The sequence below is a fragment of the Streptosporangium amethystogenes subsp. fukuiense genome, from assembly GCF_042665875.1.
Classification (GTDB): Bacteria; Actinomycetota; Actinomycetes; order Streptosporangiales; family Streptosporangiaceae; genus Streptosporangium; species Streptosporangium fukuiense.
In genome coordinates, this window is the sequence record NZ_JBHTEE010000001.1 from 1,582,830 (window position 1) to 1,606,095 (window position 23,266).

The 23,266-nt window shown below is 72.4% G+C and carries 19 protein-coding genes; 16 read left to right on the plus strand and 3 right to left on the minus strand.

Translation table 11 applies throughout. From position 1 onward, the window contains the following. Positions 1-5: 5 nt before the first annotated feature. The gene (locus ACFQVD_RS06815; RefSeq protein WP_343974573.1) at positions 6-965 is read right to left on the minus strand and encodes an endonuclease/exonuclease/phosphatase family protein; all 960 of its coding nucleotides are present in this window, start codon (positions 963-965) and stop codon (positions 6-8) included. A gap of 157 nt (positions 966-1,122) precedes the next feature. On the opposite strand from ACFQVD_RS06815, the gene ACFQVD_RS06820 reads away from it, so the two are divergent. Genes ACFQVD_RS06820 through ACFQVD_RS06865 form a run of 10 tightly spaced genes read left to right on the plus strand, consistent with a single transcriptional unit; the run spans position 1,123 to position 12,248 of the window. Further along, a complete protein-coding gene (locus tag ACFQVD_RS06820; RefSeq protein WP_343974570.1) occupies positions 1,123-2,373 on the plus strand; it encodes an ATP-grasp domain-containing protein in 1,251 nt (416 codons plus the stop codon). Then, positions 2,370-3,185: a Rossmann-like domain-containing protein gene (locus ACFQVD_RS06825; RefSeq protein ID WP_343974566.1), complete on the plus strand. Its 816-nt coding sequence runs from the start codon at positions 2,370-2,372 to the stop codon at positions 3,183-3,185. Before ACFQVD_RS06820 ends, ACFQVD_RS06825 begins: the two co-directional genes overlap by 4 nt. Continuing rightward, positions 3,182-4,237 carry a PLP-dependent cysteine synthase family protein gene (locus tag ACFQVD_RS06830; RefSeq protein WP_364156575.1) on the plus strand — a complete coding sequence of 352 codons (1,056 nt, stop codon included), beginning with the start codon at positions 3,182-3,184 and terminating at the stop codon, positions 4,235-4,237. The genes ACFQVD_RS06825 and ACFQVD_RS06830 overlap by 4 nt, the downstream gene beginning before the upstream one ends. Continuing rightward, positions 4,234-5,241: an enolase C-terminal domain-like protein gene (locus tag ACFQVD_RS06835; protein ID WP_364156578.1), complete on the plus strand. Its 1,008-nt coding sequence runs from the start codon at positions 4,234-4,236 to the stop codon at positions 5,239-5,241. Before ACFQVD_RS06830 ends, ACFQVD_RS06835 begins: the two co-directional genes overlap by 4 nt. Then, positions 5,238-6,404 carry an MFS transporter gene (locus tag ACFQVD_RS06840; protein ID WP_343974557.1) on the plus strand — a complete coding sequence of 389 codons (1,167 nt, stop codon included), beginning with the start codon at positions 5,238-5,240 and terminating at the stop codon, positions 6,402-6,404. Before ACFQVD_RS06835 ends, ACFQVD_RS06840 begins: the two co-directional genes overlap by 4 nt. A gap of 25 nt (positions 6,405-6,429) precedes the next feature. After that, on the plus strand, positions 6,430-7,293 hold the full coding sequence (locus ACFQVD_RS06845) for a class I SAM-dependent methyltransferase (protein ID WP_343974554.1): 864 nt from the start codon (positions 6,430-6,432) through the stop codon (positions 7,291-7,293). Continuing rightward, a complete protein-coding gene (locus tag ACFQVD_RS06850; RefSeq protein ID WP_343974551.1) occupies positions 7,281-8,822 on the plus strand; it encodes an ABC transporter substrate-binding protein in 1,542 nt (513 codons plus the stop codon). The genes ACFQVD_RS06845 and ACFQVD_RS06850 overlap by 13 nt, the downstream gene beginning before the upstream one ends. Beyond that, positions 8,819-9,826: an ABC transporter permease gene (locus ACFQVD_RS06855; protein ID WP_343974548.1), complete on the plus strand. Its 1,008-nt coding sequence runs from the start codon at positions 8,819-8,821 to the stop codon at positions 9,824-9,826. The genes ACFQVD_RS06850 and ACFQVD_RS06855 overlap by 4 nt, the downstream gene beginning before the upstream one ends. Beyond that, positions 9,823-10,611, plus strand: coding sequence for an ABC transporter permease (locus ACFQVD_RS06860; protein ID WP_343974545.1), 789 nt, complete (start codon positions 9,823-9,825; stop codon positions 10,609-10,611). Before ACFQVD_RS06855 ends, ACFQVD_RS06860 begins: the two co-directional genes overlap by 4 nt. Further along, complete coding sequence (locus tag ACFQVD_RS06865) at positions 10,608-12,248, plus strand: ABC transporter ATP-binding protein (protein WP_343974542.1); 1,641 nt, start codon at positions 10,608-10,610, stop codon at positions 12,246-12,248. The genes ACFQVD_RS06860 and ACFQVD_RS06865 overlap by 4 nt, the downstream gene beginning before the upstream one ends. Positions 12,249-12,305: 57 nt before the next feature. On the opposite strand, the gene ACFQVD_RS06870 is transcribed toward ACFQVD_RS06865, so the two are convergent. After that, positions 12,306-12,956: a class I SAM-dependent methyltransferase gene (locus ACFQVD_RS06870; protein WP_343974539.1), complete on the minus strand. Its 651-nt coding sequence runs from the start codon at positions 12,954-12,956 to the stop codon at positions 12,306-12,308. 191 nt (positions 12,957-13,147) lie between these two features. Between ACFQVD_RS06870 and ACFQVD_RS06875 the strand changes: the two genes are divergently transcribed. From ACFQVD_RS06875 to ACFQVD_RS06895, 5 genes are all read left to right on the plus strand, one after another. Next, positions 13,148-13,540: a hypothetical protein gene (locus ACFQVD_RS06875; protein WP_343974536.1), complete on the plus strand. Its 393-nt coding sequence runs from the start codon at positions 13,148-13,150 to the stop codon at positions 13,538-13,540. Between the two features lie 211 nt (positions 13,541-13,751). Beyond that, positions 13,752-16,289: a carboxylate--amine ligase/circularly permuted type 2 ATP-grasp protein gene (locus tag ACFQVD_RS06880; RefSeq protein WP_343974533.1), complete on the plus strand. Its 2,538-nt coding sequence runs from the start codon at positions 13,752-13,754 to the stop codon at positions 16,287-16,289. Positions 16,290-16,343: 54 nt separating this feature from the next. Then, a complete protein-coding gene (locus ACFQVD_RS06885) occupies positions 16,344-18,131 on the plus strand; it encodes an N-acetylglutaminylglutamine amidotransferase (protein ID WP_343974531.1) in 1,788 nt (595 codons plus the stop codon). After that, positions 18,131-20,341: a S9 family peptidase gene (locus ACFQVD_RS06890; protein ID WP_343974528.1), complete on the plus strand. Its 2,211-nt coding sequence runs from the start codon at positions 18,131-18,133 to the stop codon at positions 20,339-20,341. Before ACFQVD_RS06885 ends, ACFQVD_RS06890 begins: the two co-directional genes overlap by 1 nt. A gap of 38 nt (positions 20,342-20,379) precedes the next feature. Continuing rightward, positions 20,380-20,988 (plus strand): nucleotidyltransferase domain-containing protein, encoded by a 609-nt coding sequence (locus ACFQVD_RS06895; protein WP_343974525.1) that lies wholly within the window; start codon positions 20,380-20,382, stop codon positions 20,986-20,988. Positions 20,989-21,230: 242 nt separating this feature from the next. Here the strand turns inward: ACFQVD_RS06895 and ACFQVD_RS06900 are convergent, their stop codons facing one another. Then, positions 21,231-22,493, minus strand: coding sequence for a metal-dependent hydrolase family protein (locus ACFQVD_RS06900; protein WP_343974522.1), 1,263 nt, complete (start codon positions 22,491-22,493; stop codon positions 21,231-21,233). 137 nt (positions 22,494-22,630) lie between these two features. Here ACFQVD_RS06900 and ACFQVD_RS06905 point away from each other — a divergent pair, with 137 nt between their 5' ends. After that, positions 22,631-23,224 carry a TetR/AcrR family transcriptional regulator gene (locus ACFQVD_RS06905; RefSeq protein WP_343974519.1) on the plus strand — a complete coding sequence of 198 codons (594 nt, stop codon included), beginning with the start codon at positions 22,631-22,633 and terminating at the stop codon, positions 23,222-23,224. Positions 23,225-23,266: the final 42 nt, after the last annotated feature.

Consider the following 23,266-nt stretch of genomic DNA (forward strand, 5'->3'; position numbering starts at 1 on the left):
CCGGCTCAGTGGCCCGTGAACCGGGGCAGGCCGAGCTCGGCGAAGACCGGGCGGTGGTCGCTGTCCGGCAGGGGGTGGACACCGAAGCTGTTGACCGCCATGCGCGAGTCGGCGAGCACATGGTCGATCGTCACGCCGGGCAGGGGCTCCCAGCCCTGCTGCGGCCAGGTGGGGACCAGGCCGTGCCCGGTGACGTCGGCCGCGTCGCGGTAGCCGCTGCCGAGCAGGTCGCGTACCAGCCCGTGGTCGAGGGTGGCGTTGAAGTCGCCGGCCAGTACCCGCAGCTGCCCGCCCGCCCTGGGCAGCGCCCGCAGCCCCTGGTCCCAGCACCAGACCTTGTAGTCGTACCTAGGCGCGCAGGGGTGGACCGAGACGACCTCGATCTCGTGGCCGCTCGGATGCCTGATCACCCCCCGTGCCTGCCGGAACCTGCCCAGTGCGATCAGGGGTTTCTCGGTGATGGGATGCCTGGAGTAGATGCCGGAGCCGTGCACCCCGCCGACCGCGCGATCCACCACATGGGGCATGCGCCTGCGCAGGCCGGCCGCCTCCAGGCGCTCGCGCGCGGCGGGAGTGAGCTCCTGGAGGGCCAGCACGTCCGGATCGAGGGAGCGCACGAGATCCATCAGGGCGTCGGTGTCTCCCGCGCCGACGGCCAGGTTCGCGGCGAGCACCCGGAGCCGCCCGTCCGAGGCGGGCTGGTCGCCGTCGGCGAAGTGGCGGGGGAGCACGGCCGTCGCCAGCACCGCGCCGGTGACCAGGGCGAGGGCCGCGGCCGCCCAGCGGCGCAGTCCCAGGGCCAGGAGCAGAGGGATCACCGAGGCCACCGCCGCGTACGGGGTGAAGGCCACCAGGGGGACCCACTGCCAGACCGGGGTCCAGCCGCTGGTCCTGAGCGCCGCCCACACCGCGAACGGCAGCACCATCGGCCAGATCAGCAGGCCCGCCCATCTCGATCTGATCATGAACCCGGAGCGTAACGGTCTTCCGTGCAGATTCGGTGGAGATCGGGGGTTTTGTTCGCGCAGATGCGAGAGGCCGGTGGGCGCCCCCCATGGGGTTGCAAAGAAAATGAAAGTCATTATCATTCTCTTTTGTCCGGCCTATGGCTAAGGAGGCGTTTTGGGGCATCTGCTGATGGTCGAGAGCTGGGTGGGGGCGATGAGCTCCCTACTTCCCCGGGCGATCCGGGAGGCGGGCCACCGGTTCACCTTCCTCACTCGTGATCTGCACCACTACCTGCGCGTTCCGTCCGGGGCCTGCGCGCACCCCCTGCTCGCCGCCGACAACGTGGTCACCGCCGAGACCAACGACGTCCCCGCGCTCCTGAGGCGCGTCGAGCGGCTTCACGAGGTCTTCGGCTTCGACGGTGTGATCTCCTCGTGCGACTACTACCTCGCGACGGCCGCGCGCCTCGCCTCCCATCTGGGACTGCCCGGGGTCGGGCCGGAGGCGGTGGAGCGGGCCTACCGCAAGGACCTCACCAGGCAGGCGCTGAGAGAGGCCGGACTGCCGGGGCCCGCCTTCGCCGTCACGAGCGGATGGCCGGAGACGGCCGCGCGCGCCGGAGAGATCGGCTACCCCCTGGTGATCAAACCGGTCGACCTGTGCGCCGGGATGTACGTGCGCAGGGTGGACGACCGTGAGCAGCTCCGCGAGGCCTACCTGGCGCTGGAGGGCTTCCCCGTCAACGCGCGCCGGCAGCGGCGGCTGCCCGTCGTCCTGCTGGAGGAGGTACTGACCGGGCCCGAGATCAGCGTCGAGTCGATCACCTTCGAGGGTGAGACCTCCATCATCGGGATCACCGACAAGAGCCTCGCCGGCGAGCCATGGTTCGTGGAGAGCGGCCATATGTTCCCCGCCGCGCTCGACCCCGGCACGGCGCGGTCCGCGCGGGAGGCGGCACTCTCGGCCTTGGCGGCGGTCGGTCTGGACCACGGCGTGGCCCACACGGAGCTGAAACTGACCCCGGACGGCCCCCGGGTCGTCGAGATCAACCCCCGGCCCGCGGGAAACCAGATCACCGAGCTGGTCCGGCGGGTGACGGGCGTCGACATACCGATGGCCTATGCCCAGCTCGCGCTGGGAGAGCGGCCCCGGCCGGCCCCCGCCGACACCGGGGTGCGCAGCGCGGCCATCGCCTTCCTGCTTTCCCGGCGGCCGGGGACGCTCTCCGCGATCCACGGCACCGGGCGGCTCGCCGAGGCCGGCGACGTCGTCGAATGGCAGGTCAAGGCCCCGGGATTCCCGACGAGCGAGCCGACGAGCAACAACGGCTACCTCGGGCACGTGATGGTCGCCGACACCGCGGGCCTGGGCGCCCGCTCCCGGGCCGAACGTCTCGTGGCCGCCCTGACCGTGGAGTACGCGTGAAGCCGGCGACCGTGAGCGACCTGGACGCCCTGGTGGCGGAAGTGCTGGCGGGCCGGGTGGGCTCCGACCCCGCGCGGCAGCGGATCAGTGTCGGGTTCGTGACCAGGCAGGGGGCCCGCCACGCGACCCGGGGCCGCGGCTACCGCAACCACGTGATCAGTCTTCGGCTGGGCGGGGCGGTGGGGTCCTGTGCGGTGGAGCCGGGCGGGATACCCGACGACGCGGTGTACGAATGCGTGGGCCGAGACGTGGCCACGCTGCTGTCGCACCCGCTGGCCGCGGTGCGCACGGCCGCCCTGGACGCCTATCTGATGCACGAGCGACCCCACGACCCCGCCGACGCGGTGACCGTGCCCGCGGGCTCCTCCCTGGACAAGTCCCTGGCCAGGGCGGCCGCGGTCGTGGACCTCCTCCCGGTACGGTCCGGAGGACGTGTGCTGGTGGTCGGCGTGGTCAACTCCCTCCTGCAGCGTCTGCGGGAACGCGGCATCCGTTACGTGCCGTGCGACCTGCGAGGTGGCGAGACCGAGTGGGGCGAACCGCACGTGACCGACGCCGAGGCCGCCCTCGACGGTTGCGACGCGGTGCTGGCCTCGGGCATGACGCTGGGCAACGGAACCTTCGAGCCGCTGCTGCGCCACGCGCGCGGCACCGGCAAACCCCTGGTGCTCTTCGCCCAGACCGGCAGCGCCGTGCTCCGGCGGTTCGTCGGCGCCGGGGTCACCGCCGTCTCCGCGGAGCCGTACCCGTTCTTCTGGCTGGACGGCGGCCCGACCACCGTCTACCGCTACCGGGCGGAGGAGGCGCGATGACCTCCGCACCGGAGCTGCTCGCCCTGCTGGGCAACACCCCCGTCACTCGGATCAGGACCCCGCTGCCCCACCCGCATCCCGGATTCTGGGCCAAGCTCGAAGGGCTCGGCGCCGGTGGCATGAAGGCCAGGGCCGCGGTGTCCATGCTCCTCGGGGCACGGGCCAGGAACGAGCTCAGGCCGGGGGCGCCGGTGGTGGAGTCCACCAGCGGGACCCTCGGCATCGGGCTGGCCTTCGCCGGTCAGGCCCTCGGGCATCCGGTGGTGCTCGTCGTCGACGCCGAGCTGGAACCGAGCATGCGCGCCCTGCTGGGGGCGTACGGCGCACGCCTGGAGACGGTCGACCGGCCGCACCCCGTGGGAGGGTGGCAGCGGGCCCGGCTGGACCGGCTCGGGCGGGTCGTGGACCGGCTGCCCGGGGCGTACTGGCCGGACCAGTATCACAACCCCGACAACCGTGCCGGATACGCCTCCCTGGCACGCGAGCTGGTCGGCCAGCTGGACGCGGCCGACGTGCTCGTGTGCAGCGTCGGCACCGGCGGGCACAGCGCGGGCGTGATCTCCGAGCTTCGCCGTCACTGGCCGTGGGTACGGCTCGTCGGTGTCGACACGGTCGGCTCGACGATCTTCGGGCAGCCGGCGCGTCCCCGCCTCATGCGCGGTCTCGGCAGCAGCATCCACCCGCGCAACGTCGCCTACGAGGAGTTCGACGAGGTGCACTGGGTCGGACCCGCCGAGGCCGCCGACGCCTGCCACCGGCTCGCCAGGCACACCTTCGTCACCGGAGGCTGGAGCACCGGGGCGGTCGCGCTCGTCGCGGCCTGGACCGCGCGGGTGGAGGCGGGCGCCCGCGTGGTGACCGTGTTCCCCGACGGGCCGCACCGCTACCTCGACTCGATCTTCAATGACGACTACCTCCGCGCCCGGAGGCTTGCCGGGCGGCCGGCGACCCGCCCCCTGGAGATCAGCCACCCGGGTGCCGTCGAGGTGACGGGCTGGGCGCGCTGCCGCCGGGTCGTCGACCCGCTGCGCGCCATGGAGGTCCCGGTATGAGGCTCGACTGGGAGATCGTCCCGTTGCGGTTGCGCGAGCCCTTCCGGATCTCCCGCTCGACGATGTCCGCGCGCGACACCGTCAGGGTCGCGCTCCATCACGACGGGGTGACCGGGTACGGCGAGATCGTGACCAGCGTCCACCTGGGCCTGGACGTGCCGCGCGTCACGGCCGCGCTGGACGGGCTGGGCACCTGGCCGGACCCGGAGACGCTCCTCGCGGAGCTGCCGGGCCTGCCGTGCCCGCCGGGAGTGCTGGCCGGTCTCGACGCCGCCGTGCTGGACCTGATAGGCGGGCGCGACGGGCTGCCCGTCCACCGGCTCGCCGGGTCTCCCTCCTGGCAGCCGGTGCCCACGGCGTACACGATCGGGATCTGCGGCACGGAGCGGGCGGCCGAGACCGCCCGTCGCCTGCACGCGCGCGGATTCACCGTGCTGAAGATCAAGGCCGGGTCGCCCGACCCGGACGACGACGTCGCGCGGGTCGCCGCGGTCAGGGCCGCCGCTCCCGGCGCGCGCCTGCTGCTCGACCCGAACGGCGCCTGGAGCGCCGAGCGGGCCGTCGGGCTGCTGGAGCGGATGCCTTACCTGGACGCGGTCGAGCAGCCCATCCCGCCCGGCCGTCCCGACCTGCTGGCCTGGATCGGCGCGAGGTCCCCGATACCGGTGATCGCCGATGAGGACGCCGGGGGAGCGGCCGAGGTCGAGCGGCTGGCCGGAGCCGTCCAGGGGGTCAACATCAAGCCGGCCAGGTGCGGCGGCGTGCTGGCCGCGCTCGGCGCCATCGCCGCGGCACGGCGCGGTGGTATGGACGTCATGCTGGGCTGCCTGGTCTCCAGCTCGCTCGGCATCGCCCCGGCCGCGCACCTGGCCGGGCAGGCCCGCTGGGTCGACCTCGACGGACACCTGCTGCTGGCCCGCGACCCCTGGACCGGCCTCGGTGGCGAGGACGGCGTGTTGCGGCTCTCCGGCCGCCCCGGTCTCGGCGTCAGGCCGGCGACATGAGGGCGTTCCGTTCCTTTCCGCTGTCGGTGCGCCTCCTGCTGGTCAACCAGATGGGGGTCAACACCGGGTTCTACCTGCTCGTCCCCTACCTCGCCGGCTATCTCGGCGGAGACCTGGGGCTGTCGGCCACGGTCGTGGGAGTGGTGCTCGGCGTGCGCAACCTCAGCCAGCAGGGGCTGTTCCTGATCGGCGGGACCGCCTCCGACAGGCTCGGCGCGCGGACCGTCATCATCGCGGGGTGCGCCCTGCGCGCCGCGGGCTTCGGCCTCTTCGCGATCGACGGCTCGCTGCCCGTGCTGCTCGGTGCCTCCGTGCTGTCGGGGCTGGCCGGTGCGCTGTTCAACCCGGCCGTACGCTCCTACCTGGCCACCGAGGCGGGCGACCGCCGCGCGGAGGCGTTCTCCCTGTTCAACGTGTTCGCCAACACCGGGGCACTGCTCGGTCCGCTGCTGGGCGGCGCGCTGCTGCTGGTCGACTTCCGCGTGGCGGCCGTCGTCGCCGCGCTGATCTTCGCCGGGCTGACGGTGGCGCAGGCGCTGACGCTGCCGCCCCGGAGCGTCCCGGTCGCCGGGGGGTCGGTGCTCGCCGACTGGCGGGAGTGCCTGGCCAACCGCCGGTTCGTCGCCTTCACGCTGGCGCTGAGCGGGATGTTCGCGCTGCAGAACCAGCTCTACCTCATTCTGCCGATGCGCGCGGCGGAGGTCACCGGTTCCGCCGCCTCCGTGGCGGTGCTCTTCCTCGTGTCCACCGTCGCCACCCTGCTGCTGCAGGTGCGCGTCACCCGATGGCTGCAGGACCGCCTCAGCCGTGGCACGGCCATCGCGCTCGGCCTGGCGACGATGGGCGCGGCCTTCCTGCTTCCGCTGCTGCCCGGCCTGGTCCCGGTGCTGCTCGCCGCGCTCGGGCTGGCCATGGGCGTGATGATCGCGCAGCCGTTCGTGCTCGAACTGATCCCCGCCTTCGGCGGGGAGGGCGTCACCGGAACCTACTTCGGGATGTTCTACCTCGCCTCCGGCCTGGTCGCCGCGGTGGGCAACGTCGCCGTCGGCTGGGCGGGCGACACGGCCGGCCGGCTCGCCTGGCCCCTCTGCGCGGTGATCGGTCTGGGCGCCGCGCTCGCGGTCCGCCAGGTCGGCGTACCGGAAAGGACGGTATCTGGATGAACATCCCCGCATCGGAGGGGGCGGTGTGGCCGTGAACCTCCTGACCGACAATCCCGAGCTGTACGAGCTGCGCTTCCCCGACCCCGACCACCTCGCCGCCCGTTTCGCCGACGACGTCGCACGCCGCTTCGGCGGCGGGAGCCGGCTCCTCGACATCGGCTGCGGCACCGGCCGCGATGCCGGTCACCTGGCCCGCAACGGCTACACCGTCACCGGCCTGGACCTCTCCGAACCGATGCTGGCCCACGCGCGCGGCCGGCACCCGGGTGTGGAGTTCGTCAACGCCGACATGAGGTCGTTCGACCTCGGCCGCCGGTTCGACGTGATCACCTGCCTGGACAGCGCGCTGCTCTACTGCCAGGAGAACGCCGACCTGACGGCCTTCCTGTCCCGCTGCCGGGGGCACCTGGTGCCGGGCGGGCTGCTCGTCGCCGAGATGCGCAACGGCGCCTTCTTCCTCGGCGACACCGGGCTGCTGGAGGGCACCGTCACCACGTCGGTGCTCTGGAAGGGCGTGGCCTACACCTCACACACCCGCCTGTGGATCGACCACGCCGCCCAGCTGCTCCGTCGCCACCGCACCTGGGAGTGGCCGGGACGTGCCGGGCCGCTGCACCAGCGCTCGGCCTGGCGGCTGCTCTTTCCCCGGGAGCTGGAGTACTTCCTCGACGTCGCCGGATTCGAGGTGCTGGCCCTGTTCGACGGGCCGGGGCCGCGTACCCGGCCCTCCTGGACTCCCGGGGCGCCGCTGTGGCCCGGGCTGTCCGGCGACCGGCTCCACCTCGTGGCCCGGCTGCGAGATCCGGCGGGCCGTCCCGAGGTCCGTCCCGCAGATCACCCGACCGATCGTTCGGCCGATGAAAGGACCCCCTTCCGATGCACTCCCTGAACCGCCGCGGTTTCCTCGGCACCGCCGCCGGGTTGTCCGCCGCCCTGCTCGCCGGATGCGGCACCGGCCCCGCGCCGGGGACCGCCGCGACGGGCGGGCCCCGGAAGGGGGGCCGGCTGCGCGCCGCGTTCGCCGGGGGCGGGGCCCAGGAGACCCTGGACCCGCACCTGTCCAACCTGTTCGTCGAGGCCTCCCGGTCCAAGGCGCTGTTCGACAAGCTCGCCGACTACGGCCCCGACCTGTCCGTCCTGCCCCGCCTCGCCGAGAGCTGGGAACCCTCCGCGGACCTCACCAGGTGGCGGGTCACCCTGCGCGAGGCGACCTTCCATGACGGCAGGCCCGTCCGCGCCGACGACGTCCTGTACAGCTACGCGAGGATCGCCGACCCCGCCCGCGCCTTCCGGGCCAAGACCACCCTGGCGGTGATCGACCTGGCTGCGAGCAGGGCCGTCGGCGAGCGCGCCGTCGAGTTCGCGCTCAGGCGGCCGTTCGCCGAGTTCCCCAACATCCTGGCGGCCTTCGGTGTCTTCGTCGTCCCCGAGGGCGTCGAGGACTTCACCAGACCGGTCGGATCCGGTCCGTTCCGCTTCGGCTCCTTCGAACCCGGCCGCTCTCTGCTGCTGCGGCGCAACGCCGACTACTGGGAGGGCGCGCCCCACCTCGACGAACTGCAGTACCTGATCGCCAACGAGGAGCCGGCCCGCGTCAACGCCCTGCTCGGCGGGCAGGCCGACTACGCCCATGACATCACCGCGACCACCGCGCGGACCTACCGGGGCAACGACCGGCTGGCCGTCACGCGGCTCACCAACAGCGGTATGCAGGCCTTCGCCATGAAACTGGACCGCCCACCCTTCGACGACCGGAACCTGCGCGAGGCCATGTTCCTGCTGGCCGACCGGGAGCAACTGGTGGAGACCGTGCTGGCCGGGGCCGGGCAGGTCGGCAACGACCTGTTCGGCAGGGGCTACCAGTACTACGCCGAGGAGATCCCCCAGCGCGCCCACGACCTGGAGAAGGCGAAGTGGCTGGTGGACAAGGCCGGTGCCAGGGGACTCAAGGTGCGGCTCGACACCTCCGCGGCGGCCGGCGGTTTCGTGGAGTCCGCGAGCGTCTTCGCCGACCAGATGCGCCAGGCCGGGTTCGATGTCGAGGTCGCCATGGGTGACAAGGACACCTACTGGAAGGACGTCCTCGACAGGGGCAGCCTTTGCTGCTTCCGTTCCGGCGCGATGCCCATCGAGTCCCACTTCGCGCAGCGCCTGCTCACCCCGTCCACCACCAACATCACCAAGTGGAGACGCCCGGAGTTCGACGCGCTCTACGCCAAGGCCGTCTCGCTCGCCGACGAGAGGGCCCGCCGCGACGTCTACGCGGAGATGCAGCGCATGCAGCACGCCGAGGGCGGCTACCTCGTCTGGGGCTTCGCCGACTGGCTCGTCGCGACCAGACCGGGAGTGGGCGGCGTCGTCGACGCTCCGGCCAACACCCTCGACTGGGCCCGCTTCGACAAGGTCTGGCTGGCTTGACGGGCAATCGGATCCCGCGCGCGGCACCCCGTCTCTCCGCCGGAGCACACCGGACGAGCCTGCCCAGGTACGCCGCCCGTCGCCTGGCGCTCGGCTTCGCGCAGGTGGTGGCGGTCACGGCGCTGGTGTTCGCCCTCACCGAGGCGCTGCCGGGGGACGCCGCCGTGGTGCTGGCCGGTGACGCGCCGGACCCGGCGCGGATCGAGCGGATCCGCGAGGAACTGGGGCTCGACCGGCCCGCACCCGCGCGCTACGCCGACTGGCTGTTCGGCCTGCTCCACGGTGACCTCGGGGTATCGCTGACGGCGGGGCGCCCGGTCACCGGGTTCCTCGCCGACGCCGCCGGGCCGACCGTTCAGCTCGCCGCCGTCACCCTGCTGCTCCTGGTGCCGCTGGCCGTGGCCGCCGGGGTCGTCGCCGCGCTCCGCGAGGGCCGGTTGCCCGACCGGATCCTGACCGCGGCGGGTGTCGCCCTGTACTCGGTGCCGGAGTTCGCCCTCGCCGTGGTGCTGGTCGCGCTGTTCGCACTGCGGCTCGGCTGGTTTCCGCCCACCGCGGTGGGGGTCGGCACGAACCTGTTCGCGCAGCCGGCCGTACTGGTGCTGCCGCTGCTGGCGCTGCTCGCCCGGCCGATCTGCTCGATCAGCAGACTGGTCAGGGCCGGGATGATCGACGCCCTGGGCTCGGAGTACGTCCGTCACGCTCGCAGGCTCGGTCTCTCCGGCAGGCGGGTGATGTTGGCGCACGTCCTGCCCAACGCGGTGGCACCGGCCGCGCAGCAGCTCGCCAGGACCACGGACTGGCTGCTCGGCGGCGTGATCACCGTCGAGGCCGTCTTCGTCATCCCCGGCCTCGGCACCTCGCTGATGAGCGCGATCTCCGCGCGCGACATCCCGGTGATCCAGGGGCTCGCCCTGGTCTTCGCGGTCACCACCGTGGTCGTGAACCTCCTCGCCGACGTCGTCGCGTTCCGTCTCGCCCCGCGCGCGGGAGGCACGGCATGAGACCTGTGCCGAGGTGGGCGCTGGGCGGGACGCTGCTGGGCGTGCCGCTGGTGATCGCCCTCGCAGGCCCCTGGTTCGCGGGCGAGCCGAGCCCCCGCGGCGTCTCGTTCGGCTCCGGATCCCTCCTGGGGACGGACTTCGTCGGACGCGACGTGTGGCAGCAGGTGCTCGTCGGCGGCAGGACGGTCGTGCTGGTGGCCCTGGCCGCCACCGTCCTGGCCTTCCTCGTCGGCACGCCGCTTGGCGTGCTGGCCGCGACGACCCGGCGCCGGTGGCTCGACGAGCTGCTGATGCGGCCCCTGGACCTGTTGCTGGCGATTCCCTCGCTGCTGCTGCTCATCCTGCTCGCCGCCGCCGCCCCGCCGGGACCGCCGGCCCTGACGGTCATCGTCGCCGTGATCAGCCTGCCGGAGGTGGCCAGGATCTCCCGCGCGGCGGCCCTGGAGATCGCCGCCAGGCCCGCCATGGAGGCGATGTGGCTCCAGGGCGAGGGCTGGTGGCGCCGGGCGATCGGGTACGTGGGCCGGTCGATGCTCCGCACCCTCCTGGCCGACCTGGGCGTCCGCGCCGTCGGCGCGCTCTATCTCGTCGCGACGGCGAGCTTCCTGGGCGTCGGCGTTCCCCCGGACGCGGGTGACTGGGCGGTGATGGTGGACCGCAACCGCGCCGGCATGTTCCTCCAGCCCTGGGCGGTGGTCGTTCCCGCCCTGCTCCTGGTCGGCCTGTCCGTCGGGCTCAACCTGCTCTTCGACGGGGTGCGGGGACGCCGAGGGGAGGCGGCGTGATCCGCGTCGTGGGACTGCGCGCCGAGGCCGGCGGTGGCAGGCTGGTCGACGACGTCTCCTTCGGGTTGGCCGCCGGACGGGTGCTCGCCCTGGTCGGAGCCTCGGGCAGCGGCAAGACGACGATCGGCAGGGCGCTGCTCGGTGAGCACGCGCCCGGCGTGGTGCTGTCCGGGACGGTCGAGGTGGCCGGGACGGTGGGCTACCTGCCGCAGCATCCCGCGTCCGCGCTCAACCCGGTCCGCCGCGTCGGCGCGGTGCTGCGCGAGATCGCCCGGCGGCACGCGCCGCCGGAGACCAGGTACGGGCAGGGAGGGCTCTCACACCGGCGCGCATCCGGAAGGGGGGAGGCGGAGCGGATCTCGTCCGTGCTGCGCCGTGCCGGACTGCCCGGGGGGGAGGACCTGCTGCGCCGCTACCCCCACCAGCTCTCCGGGGGCCAGCAGCAACGCCTGGTGCTGGCCCAGACGCTCCTGACGGCTCCGTCGGTGATCGTGGCGGACGAGCCCACCACCGGTCAGGACGCCGTCACCAGGCGGGAGGTCGTCGACGAGCTGAAGGGCCTCGTGGGGCGGGGCATCGCCGTGGTCCTGCTCAGCCACGACCTGGAGCTGGTGCGCACACTCGCCGATCACGTCGTCGTGCTGTGCGGAGGCCGGGTGATGGAGAGCGGCCCGGCAGGGGAGGTGCTCACCCGGCCCCGGCACGACTACACCCGGTGTCTGCTCGCCGCCCGGCTCCCGGCGAGCCAGCCCCCAGCCCCGGTGACCTCGCCCCCCGCCAGGGTGGGCCCGCCTGCCGGCCGGATGGACGGGATCCGCTGGAGGAGCCCGTCCGTCACAGCGGAGAGTCCCGCCTCCTGTGAGGTCCCGCCTGGGCCGGTCCGGCTCGCCGTGAAGGACCTGGCGGCGGGACACCGCTCGGTGCCGGTGCTTCACGACGTGTCGCTGGAGGTGGCGGCCGGGCGGTGTGTGGCACTGGTCGGGCGTTCGGGAAGCGGGAAGAGCACCTTCGCGCGCTGCGTCGCGGGGCTGCACGAGCCCACACGCGGAACCGTGCTGCTCGACGGGCGGGCGCTGGCCCGGTCACCGTCACGGCGCCGCCGTGCGGACCTGGCCCGCGTGCAGTACGTCTTCCAGGACGCGCACGCCTCCTTCGACCCGAACCGGACGGTGCTCGACCAGGTGAGCCGTACCGCCGTACGGCTGCGCGGCATGGGGCGCGGCGAGGCGGCGGACGCGGCCCTGGAGATGCTCGGCAGGGTCGGGCTCGGCCCGCTTCCGGCGGCCCGCAGGCCCACCGGGCTGTCCGGCGGCGAACTCCAGCGCGCGGCGCTCGCCCGCGGACTGCTGGCCTCCCCCGACGTGCTCGTCTGCGACGAGATCACCTCCGGTCTGGACACGATCACCCAGGCGGGCGTTCTCGACCTGCTCGGCGAGCTCCGCCGCGCGTTCGGTCTGACCCTCATACTGATCAGCCATGACATGGGTGTCGTCGCCCGGCTGGCGGACCAGGTCGCGGTCCTCTCGCGGGGAAGGATCGTGGAGGAGGGCAGCGCGGCACGCGTCCTGGGCCGCCCCCGGCACCCGCTGACCCGTGACCTGCTCGACGCGCAGGTCCTCCAGCGGGACCAGGGATGAGCCTGCGCCGGCCGGTGGTCGTCGCGCCGCCGGGGTCACTCCGGGGGGCGACGGCGGTCAGCCCGCGCCCGGCTCGCCGGGGAGGTCTTCCACCGGCCGCTCACCTGCCCGGGCCCCGGTGTACACCAGGGCGGGCGGCACGTTGCGCCAGATCGGGCCCAGGGTGCCGACGGTGGCGAAGGTGCCCTCCATGAGGCCGCGGAAGTGCCGGAAGCGCTGTAGCGGCAGCACGGTCAGCGTCGTGACGGTGCTGAAGGTGCCGCCGGGGACGAGCGAGGCCGAGATCTCCTCCAGGACGCGCCTCTGCCGCGCCTCCTCGAACAGGGTCCAGGGAAGGGAGGAGACGATCGCGTCGGCGTGGGACAGGCCGGCCTGCCTCAGCAGCTTGCCCAGGTCCCCCGCGTCGGCGGCGATCACCTCAAGCCAGGGTCTGCTGCGTCGCAGATGGCTCACCATGCCCTCGTTGACCTCCACGGCGAGCTGTCGCCCTCCGGGTGGCAGCCGGTCGCGGATCGCGTCGCTGATCACCCCGCCGCCGGCGCCGAGTTCGACGACCACGGCTCCGGGAGTGGCCGGGACCACCGACGCGGCCAGGCGGGCGACGGCCTTCGAACTGGGTGCGATCGCGCCCAGTTGCTGGGGGTTACGCATGATCGCACGGAGGAAGGTGAGCGTGTCCCCGCCGGCGGGACGAGTTTGAGAGAGCACCGACAGCTCATTCCCCCAGCTGAGGGGGTTATGCCAGTTTAGCGGGCTTTGATGATCGAACTTCCGCGGTACCGGGGATGGACGGCCCGGAAGCCGTCCGCGAGGCTTCCGCCGCCGACCCGCCTCTGCCCGGTAATGGCGTGGCGAGGTACCGTCGTCTTATCGGATCCCGGTCGGTGAGGGGAGCCGCCATGCCAGACGATTCCGATCACGTGCTCGATTCCATCGACGGGGCCGTCGACGAATGGCTCGCCATGAGTGACGACTCGATGCGCTGGACGCCGCCGGAGAAGGCTCACTCCAAGTCCCAGCTGGGCCTGCCGGTGCCGCCACTGCCGCAGGTGCTGGAAGATCTTCTCCAGGAGGTCGGCAGCCGCCTCGGCCCGCCCGCCCAGGCAGTGGTCGACGCGTTCCGCCCGCTGGGGGAGGGGGTGGTCGAGGCCGTCTCCACATTCCTCGACAGGCCGCCCGTGCGGCACCTCCTCGATCCGTCCGGCACGCCGGATGATCCGGAGACGCTCGGAGACCGTGCCTTTCCCGACACCTTCGGCCCGTCGCCCAAGGATCCGCCCGAGATTCGGTGAGACTCCTCGGCCTTGGCCGAGGGAAGTTCGCCAGGCGTCTCCGACTCACCGCCGACGACCGGGCGGGGTCGCGGGGGAGGGCCCCGTCCGATCACGGAGAGTGAGTTCATGGTTCCGATTCTCTCCGGAACGGCCCGTGAAGTGCGGAACTGCTTTTTTCGGGCAAAGGACAAAAAATTCCGGTGAGTCGGCGTACTTCAGGAGTGATGAAATGGCGGGTCTGGCGGGGCCGATCGCGGTCGGCGTCGAAGAGGAGTTCCACGTCGTCGATGTCGACACCCGGCACCTCGTCCCACGGGCCGGTGTCTTGCTGGAGCAGTTACCGGCGGAGCGGTTCACCCATGAGCTGCAGCGCTCGGTGGTGGAGGCCAACAGCAGGCCCTTCGTGCATCTGGAGGACCTCGGGCACGACCTGACCGCGCTGCGCCGCACGGTGATCCAGGCGGCGGACGGTCTCGGGCTCGGGATCGTGGCGGCGGGGAGCGTGCCGCTGGTGGACCTGGCGGCGCTGAAGATCTCCCCGGACCCCCGCTACGAGCAGATGCTCGCCGACTACCAGCTGCTCACCCGCGAGCAGCTGATCTGCGGCACGCAGTTCCACGCCGAGGTCGAGGACCGTGACCTGGCAGTGGCCGTCGCCCACCGCCTGGCCCCCTGGCTGCCCCCGCTGCTCGCCCTGAGCTCCAGCTCGCCGTACTGGCTGGGAGCCGACACCGGGTACGCCAGCTACCGTCCGCTGCTCTGGCAGCGCTGGCCCACCGCGGGGCCCGTGGCCAGGTTCGAGTCGGCCGCCGAGTACGACAAGGTGGTGCGGGAGCTGGTGAGCTCCGGTGTGATCACCGACCCCGGCATGATCTATTTCGACATCCGGCCCTCGGCCCACCTGCCCACCGTCGAGCTGAGAGTGTGCGACGCCTGCCCCCGGGTGGGCGACATCGTGCTGATCGCCGGCCTGTTCCGGGCGCTGGTGGCCAGGGAGCTGGACGCGGTGCAGCACGGCCCCGAGCGCTCGGTCCGGCTGGAGATGGTCCGCGCCGCGACGTGGCGGGCGGCGCGCTCAGGGCTGGAGGGCGAGCTCGTCGACCCGGTCGAGGGCACCCCGGGCCCGGCCGCCGAGGTGATCTGGAGGATGGTGGACGGCCTGCGGCCACAGCTGGAGGAGTCCGGCGACCTCGAGCTCGTCGCGTCCCTGGTCCGGGAGTCGCTGGCGCGGGGAAGCTCCTCGGCCCGCCAGCGCGAGGCGTTCGCCCGCGACGGCCGGCTGGCCGACGTGGTCGACCTCGTCATCGCCGAGACCCGGTCCGAGGACTGGGAGACCGCCTTCGGCGGGCCGACACCGAGGATGCACACCAGTCTCCTCGACGGCTACGACGCCCCCGGCGACGAGGCGATCATCGAGGGCACGGTGCGCGAGTCCTACCAGCCGGTGCTGCGGGCCCTGGACCGGCTGGGCGCCCGCGGCCTGCGCGGCAGGGAGCGGATCCGCGACGACTACCAGCGTCGCAACGGCATGACCTTCCACGTGGAGGGCGGCAGCGAGAGCCGGATCTTCCCGTTCGACCTGATCCCAAGGCTGGTCCCGCCCGGCGAGTGGGCCGAGATCCAGCGGGCGCTGCCGCAGCGGGTGCGGGCGCTGGAGGCGTTCCTGCGCGACGTGTACGGTGAGCGCGAGATCATCGGGGACGGTGTGCTCCCCGCCTGGGTGGTCGACGAGTCCCCCGGTTACCGCGAGCACGGGCGGAGGGTGCCGCCGGGTACCGTGCGCTGCGCCGTGGCCGGGCTGGATCTGGTCCGCGACCACGTCGGCCGCTGGGCGGTGCTGGAGGACAACCTGCGGGTGCCCTCCGGCCTCGGATACGCGGTGACCAACAGGCACCTGATGGCCGAGCTGTTGCCGGAACTCGTCCCCGGCGAGGGAATCGCCGATCCGCGGCAGAGCCTGCGGACACTGCGGGAGGCACTGCTCGCGGCGGGCACGGCGGCGGGCACGGCCGACTCGCCGGCCATCGCCGTGGTCTCGGCGGGACCGGACGACTCCGCCTACTACGAACACCGGATGCTCGCCGAGGAGATGGGGGCGATCCTGGTGGTCCCGGCCGACCTGGAGATCGGGAACGGTCATCTGGAGGCCGCGGGGCGCAGGATCGACGTGCTCTACCGCCGGGTCGACGAGAACGAGCTGCTCGAAGGCCCCCTGGGGCCGGAGATCATGGACGCCGTCGAACGCTCCACGCTCGTCCTGGCCAACGCGCCGGGCAACGGCGTCGCCGACGACAAGTGCCTGTACCGGTACGTGCCCCGCCTCATCGAGTACTACCTGGGCGAGGAGCCGCTCATCGACAACGTCACCACCTACCTGTGCCGCGACGCCGCGGACCGCGAGCAGGTGCTCGACCGGTTGGCCGAGCTGGTCGTCAAGCCGGTGGACGGATTCGGCGGCCAGGGCGTGGTCGTCGGTCCCGAGGCGTCCGCCGAGGAGCTCGGCAGGATCAGGGAGAAGATCCTCGCCGCGCCCCAGGGATGGGTCGCCCAGGAGACGGTCCAGCTGTCGACGCACCCGACCTTTGACGGGGAGCGGCTGAGCCCGCGCGTGGTCGACCTGCGGGCCTTCGTCTGCCTCGGGGAGACGGCGACGGTGCCGCCGGCGGCGCTGACCCGCGTCGCACCGGCCGGCAGCCTGATCGTCAACTCCTCCCAGGGCGGCGGTTCCAAGGACACCTGGCTGCCGGGAGGGGACGCCGATGTGTGACCTCAGGGCCGAGTCCGCCCGGCTGCGGGACGAGCGGGTCATCGGGAGGTGCCGATGTGCGGTCTGAGCGGTGAGATCCGGTTCGACGGCCGTCCCGCGGACGTCGCCGCGGTGGCCCGGATGAGCGAGGTGATGAGCGATCGGGGTCCCGACGGGTCGGGCCTGTGGTCGCTGGGACCCGTCGCGCTGGGCCATCGGCGCCTGAAGATCATCGACCTGTCGGACCGGGGCGCCCAGCCGATGACGGACAGCGACCTCGGCCTGACCGCGGTCTTCAACGGGTGCCTGTACAACTACCGTGAGCTGCGCGAGGAGCTGGAGGGCCGGGGCTACCGCTTCTTCTCCACCTCCGACACCGAGGTGCTGGTGAAGGCCTTCCACCGCTGGGGGATCGACTGCGTCGACCACTTCAAGGGCATGTTCGCCTTCGCGGTCGCCGAGCGGGACACCGGCCGGCTGACCCTCGGCCGTGACCGCCTCGGGGTGAAGCCCCTGTACCTCTCCCAGGACGCCGATCGCCTCCGGTTCGCCTCCACACTGCCCGCGTTGCTCGCCGGAACAGGAGTGGACACCGGCATCGACCGGGTGGCACTGCACCACTACATGACCTTCCACTCGGTGGTGCCGGTCGAGCGCACCATCCTGACCGGTGTGCGGAAACTCCCCCCGGCCACCGTGCGCACCGTCGAGCCCGACGGCACCGTCACCGACCGCCGCTACTGGCAGCCGCCCTACACCCGCTCGGCCCTGCCCGACCACGCCGGACCGTCCCCCTCCGAGTGGCGCGAGGCGGTGCTCGACCGGCTGCGCGTGGCCGTGCGCAGGCGCATGGTCGCGGACGTGCCGGTGGGCGTGCTGCTCTCCGGCGGCCTGGACTCCAGCCTGATCGTCGCGCTGCTGGCCGAAGAGGGGCAGGCGGGCCTGTCGACCTTCAGCATCGGGTTCTCCGCGGCGGGCGGGGAGCGGGGCGACGAGTTCGCCTACTCCGACCTGGTCGCCGATGAGTTCGGCACCGACCACCACCGCATCCCCGTCGACGACACCCGCCTGCTGCCCGCCCTGGAACACGCGGTGCGGGCGATGAGCGAGCCGATGGTCAGCCACGACTGCGTCGCCTTCCACCTGCTGTCGCAGGAGGTCTCCAGGCACGTCAAGGTGGTCCAGTCCGGCCAGGGCGCCGACGAGGTGTTCGCCGGCTACAGCTGGTACCCGCCACTGGCCGGCGTGTCGCGCGAGGACGCGGCCGTCACGTACGCCGGGGAGTTCTTCGACCGCTCGCACGGGACGCTGGCCGGGATCCTGTCGCCCGAGTACATGCCGGAGCGGGACGTCAGCGGCGAGTTCGTCCGGCGCCACCTCGCGGCGCCCGGTGCCGACACCGCGCTCGACGCGGCGCTGCGCCTGGACACGGAGGTCATGCTCGTCGACGACCCGGTGAAGCGGGTGGACAACATGACCATGGCCTTCGGGCTGGAGGCCAGGACTCCGTTCCTCGACCACGAGCTGGTCGAGCTGGCGGCGGCCTGCCCTCCCGACCTCAAGATCGCCTCCGGCGGCAAGGGCGTCCTGAAGGACGCCGCGCGCGGGCTGCTGCCCGCCGAGATCATCGACCGGCCCAAGGGCTACTTCCCGGTCCCCGCCATCAGGCACATCCACGGTCCGTTCCTGGAACTCGTCAGGGACGCGCTGACCGGGCAGGCCGCGCGGTCACGCGGCCTGTTCGACCAGCCGTACGTCGACAAGCTGCTCGCGGCACCGGACGAGCACCGCACCACCCTGGGAGCGAACGCACTGTGGCAGCTCGGACTCCTGGAGCTGTGGTTGCAGGCACAGGGAGTCTGATGGCCGACATGCCGGGAGCCGGTGCCCGCCCCTCGGCGGGCACCGGCCTGACCGCCTGGAACTGCCGGGCGCCCGCGCTGGCGCCCGACCTGAGCGCCGTCGCGTTCATCGCCGACAGGGACGGCTCTCCGCGCGTCTGGGTCCAGCTTCTGGGCGGCGATCTGGAGGCGTTGCTCCAGGGAGGAGGCGTCGAGACGTCGTCGGCCGGAGGGTCGGCCGGAGGGTCGGCCGGGGGGCCGGCCGGGGGAGAGGCGGAGGCGTGGTCTCTCGACACCGGTCCTGAGCCCGCCGCCGACGTGAGCTGGTCTCCCGACGCCCGGCGGCTGGCCGTCCTCGTCGTGCCGGGCGGCGGGGAGCACACCCAGGTCTGGACGGTCAGGCCCGACGGGAGCGACCTGCGCCCGCTGGCCGCGCCGGAGGGGGGATCGGCGTCGTTCGTACGCTGGACCGGGCAGGGGGAGATCCTTCTCGTCGCCGAGGTCTCCGCGTCCGGCCGTACGGACGCGGTGCTCATCGACGCGAGCTCCGGCAGCCGGGAGGTCGTCGCGGGCGGCGCGCTGATGCACCCGGCGGCGATCAGCCGTGACCACCGCCGGATGCTGCTGCGGCGCGGCCCGCGCGGCGTGCGCCGGATGTACGCGGCCGACCTTCCCGCCTTCCCCGGTGATCCCACCGGCCTTCCCGCCGCCCATCCCGGCGACCTCACCTCGGGCATGTCCGGTCCCGACGGCTCCGCGGGTCCCGGGGCACTCGCGTCCGCTCTGTCCGCTCCGGGAGATCTCGCCCCCGGCCCCCTGGAGACCGGGGACCTCGTCGCGGGACTTCCCGAGGACCTCACTCCCGGCCTGTGCTCCGGTCCGTCCGCCGCCCCTCCGGCCGGGCTCCGCTCCGACCTTCCCGAAGGCCATCTTGAGGACTTCCCGCCCGGCCTGCCCTCGGGGCTGCCCGACGAGGCCGCGGGCGATCTTCCAGGACCCGGGGAACAGCCGCTGCTGGCGGGGCTGAACGGCTCCACCGACTACGGCATCCTCTCTCCGGACGGGACGGTCGCCTACCTGCTGTCCGACGTCGGCCGCGACCGGGCCGCGCTACTCGCGGTGGGTGAGGACGGCACGCAGGTCGTGCTGGCCGAGCGACTGGACGCCGAACTCGACCAGTTCGCGCTGAGTGCCAACGGCCACCGCGCCGTCCTGGCGTGGAACGACAGCGGACGGTCGGAACTGGAGGTGATCGAGCTGGACACCGGTGCGGTGCGTCCGCTCCCGCCGCTGCCCGCCGAGGTGGTCTCCTCGATCAGGGTCTCCCTGGACGGCAGCCTGGCCGTCCTGGCGGTCGAGGGGCCCGGCGCCCCCTCCCACGTGGTGCTCTGCGATCTGGAGAACGGCGGCTACCGGCGGATCGCGGGGGACTCCCCGGTCGCCGGGGCGGCCGAGGCGGAGTTGATGCGCTTCCAGGCGCGCGACGGCATGGAGCTGACCGGCTGGCTCTACCGGGTCCCCGGAGCCCGGGGCCCGATGCCCTTCGTCGTCTACCTGCACGGCGGTCCGGAGAGCCAGGAACGGCCCACCTTCAACCCGCTGTTCCAGAACCTGCTGGCCGCCGGTATCGGGGTGCTCGCGGCGAACGTCCGCGGCTCGTCCGGGTTCGGCAGGGCCTTCCGCAACGCCGACAACCACGGGCTCCGCTTCGACGCGATCGACGACGTCGCCGACTGCGCCGTCGAACTGGCGCGGTCGGGTGTCGCCGAGGAGGCCAGGATCGCCTGCATGGGACGCTCCTACGGCGGCTACCTGACGCTGGCCGCCCTCGTCACCCACCCCCACCTCTTCCGCGCCGGGGTCGACGTCTGCGGCATGGCCGACTTCGAGACCTTCTACGACCGGACCGAGCCGTGGATCGCCGCGGCGGCCGTCAGCGAGTACGGCCACCCGGTCGCCGACCGTGACCTGCTGCGGGTGCTGTCGCCCCTGCACTCCTTCGACCGGCTGGCCGCCCCGTTGCTGGTCGTGCACGGCGCCCGCGACACCAACGTCCCGGTGTACGAGGCCGAGCAGGTGCTGCGGGAGGCGCGGGCCCGTGGCATACCCTGCGAGCTGCTGCTGTTCGAGGACGAGGGGCACGAGATCCGGCAGCTCGCCAACCGGGTGACCTTCGTCAAGAACGTCGTCGAATGGCTCAGCTGGCACCTGACCGCCCCCGACCCGGCATGAGGCTTTCCCACAGGGGCAGGCTCGGTGACAATGACGACATGCCGCGTACGCAGACACCGTGGGGAGCATGGGAGCCGGCTCCATTGGCCGAGGTCGTCGAGCTGTTCGGCGGACTGGAGACGCCCTGGTGGATCGGCGGAGGATACGCGATCGAGCTGGAGGTCGGCCGCGCCTACCGCGAGCACGCGGACATCGACGTCGGGATCCTCCGCCGGGACCAGGCCGCAGCGCGCCGGTTGCTCGCGGGATGGGACTGCTGGGCCGCCGACCCGCCGGGTACGCTGCGCCACTGGCCACAGGGCGAGATCCTCCCGCCGGGCGTCCATGACGTCTGGGTCCGCGAGGACCCCGACGGTCCGTGGCGGATCCAACTGATGCTCGACGAGGCCGACGGGCAGGACTGGGTGTACCGGCGAGATCCGAGGATTCGCCGTCCGCTGGCGTCGTTCACGGTCGCCGAGGACGGTTTCTCACGGATCGCACCGGAGATCCAGCTCCTGTACAAGGCCAAGTCGCCACGTCCCAAGGACGAACTCGACTTCGACGAGGTCCTGCCCCGGCTTGACGACGTGCGAAGGGCATGGCTGGACGAGGCTCTGGCGACCGAACACGGAACCCACCCCTGGCAGGCGCGCCTCCGCCGCTGAGCGAAAGAGCCGACCGTCAGGCGGAGGTCGTAGATACCGATGTGGGCTCGGAAACCACGCCGAGGACATCCTGGGAGCACCCCGGCGGAATGGTTCGACTGGTTCTCCTCCCTTCGCCTGGCCTGCTTCAAGGGTGACACCCAGCTCCGCTCCGGGCACCCGCCGCAGGCCCGCCGGCCCCTCCTCGACGTTCCCGAATCGTTTCCCTCAGAGGACAGGAAGCAGCGTACGGCCCGGGAGCTTCACCCGGCCGGGTGGGGGGCCGGTCGTGGGGTGGGCAGGCGGGTGCCGCGGCGCCAGACGGCGCGGGTGTTGAGGGTGTCGGCGATGGTGACGGTGGGGTCGCCGTCGACCAGGAGCAGGTCGGCGCGGAGCCCCGGCGCGATGCGGCCGCGGTCGTCGAGACCGAACCGGCGCGCGGTGGTGGCGGTGGCCGAGCGCAACGCCTCGGTGGGGGTGAGACCGGCCTGGACGAGGTAGCGCAGTTCGTGGTGGACGCTGGCTCCGTGCGCGAGACCGCCCAGGAACGGCACCGGTATCGACGCGTCGGTGCCGGTGAGAATGTCCACTCCCGCGTCGTGCAGGGCCTTGACCGAAGCCAGGACGTCGTCGATGTCGCCCTGGGGGTAGCGGTCGAAGCTGGAGCGCAACGTCTCCAGCCACGCCTGGTCCAGGCGGGAGGACACGCGCGGGTCGGCGGCGAACTCGGCGCCGGTGATGCCCATCATGGAGGCGTTCAGCACCACGCAGGGGACGACGAACATCCCCGCCCGCGCGATGAGGTCGATGATCTCGCCGGTGTGCGGCCGGTCCATGAACAGGTGTGCCAGGCCGTCGATGCCCGCTTCGATCGCCATCCTGGTCGCGTCCACGGTGAGCGCGTGCGCGACGGTCAGCATGCCGTGCCGGTGCGCCTCGGCGACCCCGGCGTTCAGCGTGGCCTGGTCGAGCATGGGCAGACCGGGGTGGCCTTCGACGGAACCATCGTCGATCATGAACTTGATGTAGTCCGAGCCGCCCGCGACCAGCCGGGGGATGAAGGCGACGGCCTCCTCGGGGGTGGTCGAGAACGGCATCACCGGTGGTTCGCCCCCGGGCTTCCGGCCTCCGGCGTTCTCGCTGTGCTCGCGGGGGTCGAAATCCTTGGGGATCAGCTCGCTGGGGTGCCCGCCGGGCGGGGTGATGCCCATACCCGACGAGCGGACGTCGGCCATCGCGTCGTTGCCGGTGATGTGCGCCCGGTTGTTCCCGGTGTTGGTGCCCTGCATCTCCAGCTCGGTCGTCACCCCGAACCGCAACGCCAGTGCCAGTGCCTGCTCGCCGGTGTGCACGTGAGCGTCGATCAGGCCCGGTAGCAGCGTGGCGCCGCGCGCGTCGACCGTGTCGGCCCCCGCGGGGGCCTGTTCCCCGACCGAGCTGATGATCCCTCCGTCGATCACGACGGTCGGCTCGCCCAGCACCCGTTCCCCGTCGAAGACACGCGCGTTGACGATCGCTGTAGCCATGCTGTCCTCCTATTCGCATCAGTCGTCACGGAATGCAGTCATTTGATCACCTTCTGGTGGTCCGCCGGCTGCTGTCGCGACTATATCCAGAATGACTCTAAATTTGAAATCAGTTCATATTTTGTATCGTTCTGGAGTTGGGTAGCCTGGGCGGCGTGCAGACCATGGGGCGCCGCGAGCGCAGAAAGGCCCAGACCCGGCAGGCGTTGAGTGACGCCGCGATCGGGTTGTTCCTGCGGCACGGCTATGACAGCGTGACGATCGCCCAGATCGCCGAAGAGGCCGACACCGCCATCGCCACCGTCTTCGCGTACTTCCCCGACGGGAAGGAGAGCCTGATCTTCGACGACGGGAGCGAACGCCGTGACGGCATCGTCGCCGCGGTCCGCGACCGGCCCGAAGGGCAGCCCATCCTGCGGGCGCTGCGTGAGTTCCTGGCCGCCCGCGGCCCCTTCGCCGCCACCCTCTCCCCGCAGCTCAGGCGCCGTACCGAACTGGTCATGAGCACCCCCGCGCTCCGCGGCTACCAGCGCAGACTCTGGAACCGCAGTCAGGATGCCCTGGCCGAGATCATCGCGGCGGAGTCGGGGCGCGATCCCGGCGACATGACCGTCCGCGCGCTGGCCCGCTATGTCCTGGAGGTCCCCGACCTCGCCGCCGGCGAGCCCGACCCCCGGCGTGCCCTCGACGCCGTCTTCGACCTGCTGGAAACAGGCTGGACCGGTCCCTGAGCCGCCGCTCGGGGCGTGATGGCCGATGGGGCGCTGGAGATT